Raw genomic sequence first — 12,305 nt, forward strand, 5'->3', positions numbered from 1 at the left:
TGGCCGCGCAAATTGGCCCGAAATGACAGTAGCGAGGGCGGCGCTCGGCATGGCGCACGGCCACCGCGCATGGCGCGGCGGCCGCGCGCTGCGGCAGTGCGGGCCGCCGCCGCTTGCGCCTTATTCCAGCACCTCGCGCCAGTTGACCCGCTGGATACCGTTGCCTGAGGTGCCCTGGCGCATGCGTGCCACCTGCGGCGGCAATCCCGCCTGGCCGTACAGCAGCGCCAGGTTGCCGTTGGGCAGCTTCACTTCCTGCAGCTTGGTGGGTGCCGATTCGGTAGTCAGCGACTTCACCACGTTGCCCGCTGCGTCCAGCAGCGCGGATTGTCCGGTGCCGAAATTCGCGGCGTAGATATTGCCTTGCAGGGAGCACGGATCCGACGACGGCGTCATGGTGGCCCATGCCACGGTGAAGGTGCCTGCCGCTGCATCCGGATCGGCCACGATGCGCTCCGAGCCGCCGTTGGCGCCGGCCGAACCGGTCAGGTCGTAGTACCAGCCCTTGGCCGAGTCTGCGATGGTCGCGCCCTTGGTCATGTCGGCGATCCGCTGCAGGTCCGCGCGCGTGATCGGCGAGGTGGCCGCCGAGGGTGCGACGGTGTCGCCATCGCGCAGGGCGTACATGGTCTGCTGCTGCGAGTCCGACAGATCGCTCGCGTCCAGCGCCTTGCCCGTGCCGACGAAGACCCAGCGGCGCGTGCCCAGGCCCGAGGCGTTGATGTCCAGTTCCACGCGCGGAGCCGTGGTGACCGGCTGCGCCTTGCTGCCATCCGTCAAGGTCGCCAGCAAGGTGGGCTTGGGATAAGCATCCGTGCCGGAAAGATCGAAACGCCACACGTTGCCCAGCAAGTCGCCCGCATAGACCTGCTCGACCGTGTTGTCGGTGACGTCCCGGGTGAAAGCGGTCGCCTGGGCCAGGCCGCTCGGATTGCCCGGCGTGCCGGCATCCGGAGTGTCGAGCGTTTCCAGCAGCGCGCCGGTCCTGGCGTTGACGACGTACAGATGGCCGTGGCCCGAAGCGTTGTTGTAGCCCGACGTCAGCAGAACCACCCAGCCGTACTTGCGGGTTTTCGCCACGACCGGCTTGCCATAGGAAAAGCCCATGTCGCTGTCGGTGAATTCCCACAGCACCTTGCCGCTGGCCAGCGCCGTTTCGGTGGCGGCGCTGCTGCTGACCGCATCGATGGCGGACGGCACGGTGGTCACGTCCAGGGCGTAATAACCCTTGCCGCCCTTGCCGAGTCCCCCGACCAGCATGGTGTGCCAGTTCGCCGTGCCGGCGGTGGCGGACGCCGGCGGGCTGCCGGAAGAGGTGGCGGTGAAGGCGAAGTCCGCGTCGGCCGCCTGCGGCGTCTGGTCGACATAGAAATGATGCGCGAAGTTATTGCTGCTGACGCCGTTGAGATTGCTCAGCGCCGCCAGTCCATCGACCTGCGCGTTGCCGCTGGGCCCCTTGTAGAGCAGCGCCGGTACATAGGCGAACAGCTCGCTGCCGCCGCCGGTAACCGGGTTGGTCGTGGTGGCGCTGGAGAAATCCGCGGCAAAGGCATGCAGCATGCCGTCGTTGGCGCCGACGTAAACCACCGGAGCGCGGCTCGCCGCGGACTGGGCAAAGGCCGCATAGCCGGGGTTGGACGCCTCGCTGTACTTCGGCGACAAGGCGTCCTGCACCAGCACCGCTTCGGAATGGACGATGTCGCCGAGGATGTGCTGGCGCACGCGGAAGGCCGCGCCTTCGTTGCTCTGGTCGCCGCGCAGGTAGTTGACCTGGTCGCTGCTGAGCTGGCTCTGCTGGCTGGAGCCGAGCGAGCCGTAGCGAAAAGCGACGCCGGCGCGGCCGTTGGAGGTGATGATGCGCCGCCCCGTGTCCCAACCATGCTTGGCGCCGGCCGCATCGACCGCGTGCGCCAGCGCGTCGAGCTTCGCCTGTGCGCTCCAGCTCGGGCTGCCGGTGACCGCCGTGACGTCGCCGGGCAGCTTCGCCGTGGCGACGAAGCCTGAAACTTCGCCCGTCCAGTTGCTGGGCGCGTAGCTGACCGTGTAGACGGGGAAGCCGCTCACCGGCGAGTAGTACGGGCCCTTGGTCGCGCCGGCCGCCACATTGGTGAGTACGCGCGTGGAAGTGACGCCCGGACCCGCCGCGCTCTGCGAGGTATCGGAAACCCGTTTGAAAATCTGCGCCAGTCCGGCCTGGATCAGATCCGGGCGATTGCCGGGAAAATAATTGTCCGGACGAAGATCGTTGCCGGCCGCCGTGGTGCTGTTGGTATGCCAGGTCAGCATGTTGGCGGGAATGCCGTCGCCGTTGACGTCGTCGAAGCCGCCGTACTTGGCGGCGAGCCAGTACATGTTGGGCCCCGCAAAAGGCCACCAGTTGAATCGGGAAGGATTGTAGATCTCCGCGCCGGCCGTGCCGTCATACGGGCCCGGCTCCAGCACGTCCACGGTATAGGTATCCACCGTCTGCTTGGCGCTCAGATCGGCGCGGATATCGCTGATGTGGGCGAAATACGCCAGGCCCGCCATGTTGTAGGTGGAGTCGCTCGTGCCGTTCGGCGCCAGCTTGGTGCTGAGCCGGACGTTCGGACCGAACAGGCTCGCCATGGTGACCTTGGGCGCGGTTTCGATCAGCGGCAGATTGCCCAGCTTGTCGACATAGGCAGCCGCATCGGCTCCGTTGACCGGCGCCAGTGCGCCGCGCACGGCCGAACTCGGCGTCGGCCCGCCCGAGCTGGGCACTCGCGTGTCGTACCAGGTATGCGAGTCGCCGATGGTGACGATGGCATTGGCCTGGCAGGTATAGGCGATCGGATCGGGAAGCAGGCCGCCATAGACGGGGAAACCCACGTCCATGCTGTTCGTCGCGGAAATGCCCTTGGTGTAGCTGTCGTCCAGCTTCACGTGCATCAGGTAGGCCAGCGATGCCCAGTACAGATCGCCGAGCGTGTCGTACAGCTCGTAGCCGTTGTCGTAGCCGAATTTATTGAGATAGTTGATCGCGCCGGTCGTGCTGGCGTCGCCGCCGCCGGGCGCCCTGCCCTTGCCGTTGGCCGCATCCGGATTGGCGGCGAAGATGCCGGTGTCGCCATCCCATTCGGCGCTCGGGTTGGCGCTCCTGGCGCCGTTGCCGTTGTACGCGGTGGGGCCGTTGTCGTGGATCAGCGCGCGCACCGCGCCATTGGCGGGCCCGTCGCCCTGCACGAAGGCGTAGCCGGCCGCACCGACGCGGATCTTGGAGAAGTTCTGCTGGATCAGGCCTTCCGGCTTGTTGTACCTGCCCGCGTTGGGATAGTCCGTGGCTTTGTGCGCGGAGTTGCAGTTGCTCTCCAGCCTGCCCTCGACGCACACGCGCACCGCGGCGACGTAGGTGGCCACCTTGCCCTGGTTGTCGGTGCTGAAGTTGGCGTTGTCGGAAATCAGGAAGGACGAGCCCTGCCCGGCCGAGCGCAGATAGACAGTGGCGTTGTTGAACTTGTCGTCGCCGACCGTCGCGGCGGCGAGCGCGCCGCTCAGCGAGCGGTCCGGGAAATTGCCGACGTAGCTCTGGCTGTTGAGGTTGGAGCGCAGCAGCACGGTGGCGGAGTGGCTGTCGACGCTGCGATTGCCGCCGGTCAGGCTCTGGCGGAACTCATCGAGCGCGGTCATCGTCGCCCAGTTGAGCATGTTGCCGCTCCAATGCGCCTTCTTGCCTCCGCTGATGCAGCTTCCGGACGCCGAAACGGTGAACCGCGTCGGCGTGAACCATTGCTTGTTCTCGTCGTAGTCGTAGCACTTGCCGCTGTCGAAATATCCCAGGTAGGGAAACGTGTAGTCGTAGGTGGTGCTTTTGTACGCCGCCACGGTGCCGGTGGGGTATTCGACCGACAATGCCAGGATCATGTTGGCGGGCACGGTGGAAGCGGTGCCGATGGGGAGGTTCGCCAGCGGCGTATCGGCCGCGGCCGCTCCGGCCATCGAAGTCAGCGCCAGCGCCAGCAGCAGGCCGCCGGTGCGCGAAACAGCGAGCGGGCGAAGAAGACTAATCATGGCTTTCCCCATGGTTCGTGATGGGCGATGCGTGTGCCCGCGCGCGGACACCGTGGTTCGAGCGTGGCGAAGCGCCGCCGGCGGTCAGCGCATGATGGTCTGCACATAGCTGACCGCATGCTTGGGTCCTTCGACCCGGACGGTCAGGCGGTAGGCCGCCTGCGCGCCCGAGCCGAATCCGCCCTGGTTGCCGGACGTCGAACCGCCGTTGATCGTCGCCGCGGGCACGAGGCAGGCATTGGGCGCGACGGTCAAGGCAGGACCGGTCTGAGGGCAAAGCCGTTCGACCGTGTAGCGGATGTCGTCCTTGGTGTCCGGCGCCTGCAGCCGCTTGCCGGCGGTGCTGGCGATCAGCGCCGTGGGTATGCCGCGGGCATCGCTGGCCTGCGGCGTAGCGTAGTAACCGATATCCGCCTTGTCGGCCTCGCCGGCCTGCCCGAGATAGGCGGCCGCGCCGGCCACCGCATCCTGGTAGGCCAGTTCGGCCTCCTGCGTGACCTGCTGCTTGAAGCCGAGGCGGCCCGCGATGCTGTTGCCGGTATCCACCGAACGCATCAGCGCGACCGCGGCCATCAGCGTGATCAGCAGCACGATGACGGCGATGACCGTGGAGATGACGCCGCGCTGGCGGCCTGGCCGGTTGCCCGGCCCCGTACGGGTGATGTGGGCGGTCATGGACGGGCTCAGAAATGGCGGGCGATGATGGCGTTGCGGATCGGGATCACGGTGTCGTAGACCTTGTAGCGGTATAGCGGCTGCACCCCGACCGTATAGCGCAGGTCCGCGGGAAGATCGCCGAACAAGGTCAGCGTCGACGCGCCGGTGTAATCGGTGGCGCGTTCCGGCAGCAGGCTCTGCGCCACCACGGCGATGCGCACCGCCTTGATCTTGGAGAAGGCCGCGGCGGCGGCGCCCTGGTTGGCGCTGAGCTTGTCGATGGCCCAGTCGCCGCTGGGCTGGACCCAGGTATCCACCACGTCGTCGCCGTCGCTGTCCACGCCGTACAAGGCCTTGAGCTGCACGATGCCGTCCGCGATGGTGACCGGCGCGGCGCCGTCGCGTCCGAGCGCATCGTAGGCAACCAGCGTGCTGGTGGCGGCATCCACGCCATACAGGCTGATCGCCGGCCGCTGGCCGAGGTCGAACGCATTGCCGTTGGCCGCCAGCCCGGTCGGCGGCGTGTCCGCCGGGGACAGCGTCAGCTGGCTGGCGGACGACGAAGCGCTGGCGATCCGGGCCAGCGAGCATTCGCCGGCGCTGGTCGTCGCCAGCACATAGTCGTTCGCCGCGAAGCCGAAGCTGTTGTCCAGCGTGACGGCCGCGGTGCCGGGCGCACTGGTCACGCTGGCCCTGAATACCGTGATCGCCGGATTGCCGCCGACGATGGCCAGCGTGTCGGGCCTGGCATGGCCGGCGGAGTCGCTGCCGCCGCTGGCGATGAGCAGGGGCACCGCGCGCATCTTCACCGGCGTGGCCGACGGCCAGGCCGCGAATGCCGCCGGCATGGCGGTGGCGCTCGGCAGTTTCCTGGCGTTGCCGCCATAGGCGGTGATCGAGCAACCCCACAGGCCATAGTTGAAGCCCTGGGTCATGCCCGAACCGGCCGTCCGGATCTGGCGCTCCAGTTCGAACATCGAATACAGCCCGTTCTGCTGCGCGTCGCTGCCGCTGGTGATGGTGCGCTTGCGCCCCTCGTAGACCGAGAAGGCCGACATCATCCCCAGCACGCAGATCAGGCTGATGAGCATGCCCACCATCAGCTCGACCAGCGACAGGCCCGTGCAATAGGCGGCGGCGCTGCCGCCGCGGCGTTCGAGGTTCCGCATGGGGCGCCTTGGCTCGATGGACGACTGCTCAACGTGCGACATGAGTGGTGGACACGTAGCGGTGATAGGCCGGATCGCCGGGCGCCTGCCAATAGACGGTGACGGTCACGATGTTGTCCGCGTTCACCTCGATCGTCGGCGGCTTGCCGCCGGCGCCGGGCAAGCCGCTCTGCGCGGTGAGCCGGGTGACCGTGTCCTTCCAGGTTTTATAGGCCGCGCCTTCCGGGCTCCTGAAATTGGCGGCCAGCGCGGCAGGATCGGAGGCCCACATCTGCGCGATGACCTGTTCGGTCGCCATGGCGGCGTCGGAGCGATATTTGGCGTCGCCCGACAGCTTGATGGCCGCGGCCTGCAGCGCCACCATGCCGAGCACGCCGATGGAAAAAATGACCACGGCGACCATGGCATCGATCAGTACGATGCCGCGCTGCGCACGAAGACGAAGACGGGGGCGGAGCGATGCATGCATGGGATCACCTGCATCCTTGGGGACTGGTGGCCAGGGAGAGATTCGGATCGCACATCCGCGGCATGCCGGCGGACGAGATCTGAATCACGAGTCGCCGGCCGTCCTTGCCCGCCGTGTTGAGGTCGATCCGGCTGACCGCCACGGTGCCGTAGCCGAGCGGCCGGCCGAGGGCATTGAAGGTGATGCCGCTGCCAGCGCTCGCGGGCGTGGATAGCGGCGTACCGGCCGCGCCGATCGAGGTGCCGACCATGGGCGCGACGTCGGCGGATCCGCCCGCGGCCACGAAATTCTGCAGCGTGTTGTCCGCGCTGGCCGCCGCGGCCGCGGTGCACGAGGTTGCTCCGGACAGTGCGCAGACGGTCCAGCCGGCGCCCGACGAGGTGAACTCGAAGCGCACGTTGACACCGCGGCTGCCGGCCTCGCCGCGCGCGTAGCGCAAGCCGTTCTGGATGGATTCGGCCGCGGTGCGGATATGCGTGTTGCGCAGCCATTCGCGGAACGTAGGGAGGCCGGCGACCAGCACCACGGCCAGGATGGTCACCGTGATCATCAGTTCCACCAGCGTGAAGCCGCCGACGCGCCTCATTGGCAACCGCCCCCCTTGCGCAGGATCCAGCAGTTCGCCGGCGCGGTGCCCCAGCCGGACGGGACGGCGGTGGTGGCGCGGTCGTTCTTTTCGTTGATGGTGAAGGTGAAGCCGTTGACCTGCGAACCGGCGATGCCCTTGGCGCTGGCAACGTATGCCTGCAGCGCCGACGTGCTGGCCGCGGCCGGGCCGCAGCTCACGGTGAAATACTTGAGCCCCGTGGGCAGCGCCACGCCGCAGCTGCCGCCGGCGCCATAGCTGCGGTTGTCCTGGTAGTACTGCTCCATGCTGGCGCGATAGGTGGCCAGCGTGTTGTAGGCCTCGGTGAGCTTGCTGCGCCGCAGGTAGTCGTTATACGAAGGCAAGGCCACGGCCGCGATGATCGCGACGATCGCCACGGTGATCATGAGCTCAATGAGGGTGAAGCCGCGCGTCGAGCCCTCGCGGCTGTAGTTGCATTGCATGTCGGTTCCCCTGTCAGCGTCGGCGATGCGCCACCGGCTCCCGGCGCCGGGCCGGAAACAACGGCCAGGCCCGTTGAACACGCGTCCACGCACCGCCGCCACAAGCTAGCGGACGCATCCCGCGGCTCACAGGGCAGAGCGGGCTAATCGAGCGGAAAATTTGGCCCCGGATGACCTTCCCGGCGCTAGCGCGGTGGTGGCTGCTCGTGGCTGGCGATCGGCCAGTGGCGATCGCGGTCGATCCTTATCTGTGCTTCGCCGCGCTCCAGCAGCGCCGCCTGCGCGGCGCCGCCGGGACTGGCCACGAAGTGCTCGATGCAAGCCGACAGGGCGGCGCGGGATATGCCCAGGCGCGCGCTCAGCCGTCCATCCAGCGTCCAGCAGCCCGCCGTGTACACCAGCGGGCAGGCGGCGAATCCGGCCACCGCGAGCCACGGCCAAGCCATCAGCAGCGAAGCCAGCAGGCACAGCAGCGTCGCCGCGATGGCGGACTGCATGGCCGCGCCGCGCGCGCGGCGGCGATAGGCCAGCGCATAGATCGCCATGTGCCCGGCTTCGTCGCGCGCCGGTGCGCCCTGCTTGCGCCGCCATGCCGGCGGCAGGTGCGCGGCGGTAAGTTCTTCCGGATCCATCATCATCGCCTCACCACGACCAACGCAGGCCGATACGGCCGGCCACCACACGCTGCCGCTCGCCCGCCAGGTTCCCGGTATAGCTCACGGAGGCATACACACCGCCCCCTGAAGGAAACGTCACGGCCATGCCGGCATCGGCCTGCCCCAGGGTCTGGCGCGTGGAAGTGGCGATCGGCGCGATGCCGCCGAACGAGGTCGCGTCGTCCGCGCCGGTGGTGCGCAGCACATGCACGCGCACATACGGTTGCCATGTCGCCGCGCCCAGCGGCCAGTTGCCGGCGAGGCGCACGCCCGCGCGGCCGGTCACCGCCTGGCCGCCGCGGAACGACACGCTGGAAATGCCGTCGTCGAGCCGGCCCAGCGCCAGGTGCTGCCATACCAGCTGCGCCTGCGGCTCGATGCGCAGGCCGTGGCCGAGCGCGAGCGACCAGCCGCTTTCCAGCGATGCCGTCACCGCATGGCCGTGCGCGGTGGCCTGCACGCCGTCGCGCGAAGTGGGATCGAAGGTGTAGGCCGTACCCATCAGCACCGCGTCGGCATACCAGCCGCGCGGCGCCAGATGCGTCCAGTAGCCGCCCATGCTGTAGGCATCCAGCCGCAGGCGGCCCACGGCGAGATCCTGCGTGCCGGCAGCGAAGCCGCGTACGTCGCCGCTGGAACGCGCGAAGCCGGCGAACACGCCGTAGTGGTTGCGCTGTCCTTCGGCGCTTTCGTCCGCATAGATGTCCTGGCCTGCCTGCGCGCCGCTGAGCGTGCCGGCGTAATGCGGATCGAGCGTGCCGCCTTGCGACATCGTGCTATGGCCGCCCCACACGCGGCCCCAGCTCGCGGGCAGTTCGCCACGCTCGCCGAGCTGCGCCTGGTCGCCCTGGCGCGCATGGAAATTCTCCAGCTGCATGGCGCCGAGCTGGCGTGCGACGGAGGGTGCCGCCGCGTACAGCGCGGCTTCGGGGCGATAGAGAACGACGGGTTGGGAAGGTGTTGCAGGTGCAGGTGCAGGTGCAGGTGCAGGTGCAGGTGCAGGTGCCGGTGCGGGTGCGGGTGCGGGTGCGGGTGCGGGTGCGGGTGCCGGTGCCGGTGCCGGCGCAGGTGCCGGTGCGGGTGCGGGTGCGGGTGCGGGTGCGGGTGCCGGCGCAGGTGCAGGTGCAGGTGCAGGTGCAGGCGCGGGCGCAGGTGCCGGTGCCGGTGCAGGCGCAGGCGCAGGTGTCGGTGCGGGTGCGGGTGCGGGTGCGGGTGCGGGTGCAGGTGCGGGTGCCGGTGCAGGCGCAGGTGCAGGTGCGGGTGCCGGCGCAGGCGCAGGTGCAGGTGCAGGTGCAGGCGCAGGTGCCGGTGCGGGTGCGGGTGCAGGTGAAGGTGCAGGTGCAGGTGCAGGTGCGGGTGCCGGCGCAGGTGCAGGTGCAGGTGCAGCTTGCGTATTGCGCAGATACCAGTCGTCCGCCGTGCCCGACGTGACACCGCCCTTCACCAGCAAGTATTCGTAGGCGCCGGCCTTGAGCGATCCGCCGCTCAGCGAGAACGCGCCGGCATCGGTCGTCGCGCCGTTGATCGCCTGCACCACCAGGATGCCGTCGGACACGGTAGCCGCGCCCTGCCCGCCGAGGTTGGCGATCTTCAGCAGCGTCGAACCGGTCGCGCTGCCGCCGTCCACCACCAGCTTGTCCGCCGCCGAACCATCGCCGCCGAGCACGGCGTTCATGGCGATGGTGCCGTTGCGGCCGACGTAGCTGCCGACAGTCAACGTGCGGCCCACGCCCTGGGCCGCGCCGATATTCACCAGTCCGGCGTTGCTCAGCTGTCCGCGCACGGCAAAGTTGCCGAGCGCCCCACCGGCGAACGGCGCCAGCGCATCGGCCACGCCGAGCGTGCCCTGGTTGTCGACATTGCCCAGCACGCTGCCATAGCCGCCCAGCGCCGCGCCCACCGGCACGGTCAAGTCGCCTTTCAGCGCTGCGCCGGACGCGCTGGCATCGCCAACCGCCAGCGTGCCGCCCGCGCGCAACTGCATGGCGCCGGCGTACGCCGAATTGTCGGCGTTGAGTACCAGCGTGCCCTGCTGCACATCGACCGAAGTGACGCCCGCGCCGGTCAGTGGCCGCCCGAGGATCCACATGCCGTCGTCCAGCTTGCGCACGGTCTGGAAGTTGGCGATGGTCGGCAGCGTGTCGGTGCCGCTGCCATTGAGCGTCAGCAGGTTGCTGCCGCCACCGCCATCGATGCTGCCGCGCACGGAAGATCCGCCATACAGGCGCAGCGTATCGTCGCCGCGCGCGAACACCAGGTTGCCGATCACCTGGCCCTTGTTGGTGAAATCCAGCGTGCTGCTGCCGGTGGCGCCGATCACGTTGCCCGGCGCCTGGATCACGCCGGTCTCGTTGTTGATGACGACGTTGCCGCCGGACTTGGCCTGGAACCAGAGCGCCGCCGCATGCATCGAGCGGATAGTGCCGCTGTTGACGATGCGGTTGCCGGTACCCTGCGGATTCACCGCTTCGCCGTTGTTCTCGCTGCCCGCCGCCAGCACCGTCGCGCCCTGCTCCACCGTCAGCGTGCTGTCGCTGCGAAAATCGATGGTATTGGCGCCGGACTGGTACAGGCCCACCGCGCGCACCGCACTGTTCTGCACCAGCGCGCCGGACTTGATCACGATATTGGCGCGGTCGGACAAGGCGATCGCCGAGGCATCGCCCACCACGATCTGCGCATTGGCATTCACCGTCACGCTGGAACCGGCCGGCGCGGAAGGACCGGCGCCCACGGTGCTGGTCCACGGGCTGGGCGCCGCCGTGTCGCACACGGTGGACGTGCCTGTGGCCTGGCAGGCGGCATGCGCCTGCGGCAACCAGCCCAGGCCGGAGAGCAGCGCAACGCTCAGCATGCGGCGCGCCGGCCAGGCGCGCACGGGTGCGCGCCGGTCGTCTCGTTGGTGAAAGCTGCACATGGTGTGGATTTCCCCCTTGCGTCAGGCATCGCCACCGGCGGCATGCGCGCAAGCGACGCAGCGGCCGAAGGCGCCGCCGTTCGAAACGCGGATGCGTGGATGGCGATCGGAGAAGCGGATCGCGCCACGTCGTGGCAGCGGACAACACGCTTCCGTCCCCAGGGTTCCCGTGCCGATCCTTATGTGGAGCGGTTCGCACAATCGAAAGCGGGAGATGCAACCCTGCGAGTCCAGTGTAGGCAGGCGCAGGTCCGGGTGAAGCAGCCGCAGGACGCCAGCGCGTGGTCAGGCGAGGCCATCCGCGAACCCGCCGCCGTAGGTTGGGGTGAGCGCAAGCGAACCCCTACGAACCCCGCGGGTTGCCGCAACGTTGGGGTTCGCTGGCGCTCACCCCAACCTACGTCCTACGTGGTCGGCTCCGCCTCGCACACTTCACGCGCACAGGTCCTGGCATACCCCAGCACCAGTCCCAGGCTCACCTCGCTCTGCGCCAGCACCGCCACGATCAAGCCCACCTTCCCGCGCGGCACCTTGCACGCCACCAGCTTGTGCGTGCGCCCCTCGATCAGCAGATAGCCCGGCGAATCGGCCGCCAGCTCCGCCATCACGCTGTTGGACAGGGCCATCAGCGAACTGCTCATCGCAGCGAACTTGCCCACCGGCACGCGTGCGCGCGAACGCTCCGCATAGCAGCGCCCGTCGCGCAGCGCGAACATGCCGGCGACGATGCCCTGGCAATGCTCCATGGCCCTGTCCAGCGCGGCCAGGCACTGGCGCTGGCTGGGCATGTCGATGCTCATGCGTTGCCCTCCGCACGCGCCGGATCGCCAGGCTGGTCGAAACCGAAGCCGAATTCCAGGATCACCAGCAGCAGCTCGATCAGATGCGCGATGTCCTCGCGCCGCCGCGCATCCACCGCCATCACCGGCGCCATCAGGTCGTGCGCGCGCACGGCGTCGCGGCAGCGTTCGGCGATCGCGTCGGCGGCCTCCTCGCTTTTGTTCAGCGCCACGATGAAAGGCATCCGGCGCAGGTCGGCGCGATGGCAGGCCAGCGTGCGCGAGAGTTCCTGCACGGCGTCCTGGCTGGTGGCGTCGACCAGCACGATGGCGCCGAGCAGGCCGGTGCGCACCACGTCGAACATGTAGCTGAAACGCTCCTGCCCCGGCAGCCCGTACAGCAGCACGCGCGATTCGCCGTCGTCCAGCTGCAGCTCGCCGTAGTCCAGCGCCACCGTGGTGGTTTCCTTCAGGTCGCGCAGCTCGTCCGTGCAGGGCACGTCGGTGGAGACCGGATCGATTTCGCTCAGCGCGCGGATGCAGGTGGTCTTGCCCGAGCCTGGAGCCCCCATGAAAACG

General features: G+C 68.7%; 10 protein-coding genes. All 10 read right to left on the reverse strand.

Annotation, left to right across the window (positions count from 1 at the left end; genetic code table 11):
- Nucleotides 1-120: 120 nt before the first annotated feature.
- Complete coding sequence (locus tag ISN75_RS12150) at nt 121-4,029, reverse strand: pilus assembly protein (protein ID WP_343819876.1); 3,909 nt, start codon at nt 4,027-4,029, stop codon at nt 121-123.
- Nucleotides 4,030-4,113: 84 nt separating this feature from the next.
- On the reverse strand, nt 4,114-4,704 hold the full coding sequence (locus ISN75_RS12155; RefSeq protein WP_343819878.1) for a hypothetical protein: 591 nt from the start codon (nt 4,702-4,704) through the stop codon (nt 4,114-4,116).
- An 8-nt stretch (nt 4,705-4,712) separates the two neighbouring features.
- Nucleotides 4,713-5,855, reverse strand: coding sequence for a PilW family protein (locus tag ISN75_RS12160; RefSeq protein ID WP_343819880.1), 1,143 nt, complete (start codon nt 5,853-5,855; stop codon nt 4,713-4,715).
- Between the two features lie 28 nt (nt 5,856-5,883).
- On the reverse strand, nt 5,884-6,324 hold the full coding sequence (locus tag ISN75_RS12165) for a type IV pilus modification PilV family protein (RefSeq protein ID WP_423385062.1): 441 nt from the start codon (nt 6,322-6,324) through the stop codon (nt 5,884-5,886).
- 4 nt (nt 6,325-6,328) lie between these two features.
- Complete coding sequence (locus ISN75_RS12170) at nt 6,329-6,910, reverse strand: GspH/FimT family pseudopilin (RefSeq protein WP_167256373.1); 582 nt, start codon at nt 6,908-6,910, stop codon at nt 6,329-6,331.
- A complete protein-coding gene (locus tag ISN75_RS12175; protein ID WP_167256304.1) occupies nt 6,907-7,374 on the reverse strand; it encodes a type IV pilin protein in 468 nt (155 codons plus the stop codon). Before ISN75_RS12175 ends, ISN75_RS12170 begins: the two co-directional genes overlap by 4 nt.
- A 185-nt stretch (nt 7,375-7,559) precedes the next feature.
- Complete coding sequence (locus tag ISN75_RS12180; RefSeq protein WP_423385063.1) at nt 7,560-8,012, reverse strand: hypothetical protein; 453 nt, start codon at nt 8,010-8,012, stop codon at nt 7,560-7,562.
- Nucleotides 8,013-8,016: 4 nt separating this feature from the next.
- Complete coding sequence (locus ISN75_RS12185) at nt 8,017-10,908, reverse strand: autotransporter outer membrane beta-barrel domain-containing protein (RefSeq protein ID WP_343819885.1); 2,892 nt, start codon at nt 10,906-10,908, stop codon at nt 8,017-8,019.
- Nucleotides 10,909-11,351: 443 nt separating this feature from the next.
- Nucleotides 11,352-11,747, reverse strand: coding sequence for a hypothetical protein (locus tag ISN75_RS12190; RefSeq protein WP_167256310.1), 396 nt, complete (start codon nt 11,745-11,747; stop codon nt 11,352-11,354).
- Nucleotides 11,744-12,298: a GTP-binding protein gene (locus ISN75_RS12195; protein ID WP_167256313.1), complete on the reverse strand. Its 555-nt coding sequence runs from the start codon at nt 12,296-12,298 to the stop codon at nt 11,744-11,746. The genes ISN75_RS12190 and ISN75_RS12195 overlap by 4 nt, the downstream gene beginning before the upstream one ends.
- Nucleotides 12,299-12,305: the final 7 nt, after the last annotated feature.

The sequence above is a fragment of the Dyella marensis genome (assembly GCF_049532885.1).
In the GTDB taxonomy this organism is placed as follows: domain Bacteria; phylum Pseudomonadota; class Gammaproteobacteria; order Xanthomonadales; family Rhodanobacteraceae; genus Dyella_D; species Dyella_D marensis.

What these genes read in the sequence shown, in the direction of transcription:
- ISN75_RS12195 (WP_167256313.1), bottom strand. Translation starts at nt 12,298, where the DNA reads ATGGGGGCTCCAGGCTCGGGCAAGACCACCTGCATCCGCGCGCTGAGC.
- ISN75_RS12155 (WP_343819878.1), bottom strand. Translation starts at nt 4,704, where the DNA reads ATGACCGCCCACATCACCCGTACGGGGCCGGGCAACCGGCCAGGCCGC.
- ISN75_RS12165 (WP_423385062.1), bottom strand. Translation starts at nt 6,324, where the DNA reads ATGCATGCATCGCTCCGCCCCCGTCTTCGTCTTCGTGCGCAGCGCGGC.
- ISN75_RS12160 (WP_343819880.1), bottom strand. Translation starts at nt 5,855, where the DNA reads ATGCGGAACCTCGAACGCCGCGGCGGCAGCGCCGCCGCCTATTGCACG.
- ISN75_RS12150 (WP_343819876.1), bottom strand. Translation starts at nt 4,029, where the DNA reads ATGATTAGTCTTCTTCGCCCGCTCGCTGTTTCGCGCACCGGCGGCCTG.
- ISN75_RS12170 (WP_167256373.1), bottom strand. Translation starts at nt 6,910, where the DNA reads ATGAGGCGCGTCGGCGGCTTCACGCTGGTGGAACTGATGATCACGGTG.
- ISN75_RS12175 (WP_167256304.1), bottom strand. Translation starts at nt 7,374, where the DNA reads ATGCAATGCAACTACAGCCGCGAGGGCTCGACGCGCGGCTTCACCCTC.
- ISN75_RS12190 (WP_167256310.1), bottom strand. Translation starts at nt 11,747, where the DNA reads ATGAGCATCGACATGCCCAGCCAGCGCCAGTGCCTGGCCGCGCTGGAC.
- ISN75_RS12180 (WP_423385063.1), bottom strand. Translation starts at nt 8,012, where the DNA reads ATGATGATGGATCCGGAAGAACTTACCGCCGCGCACCTGCCGCCGGCA.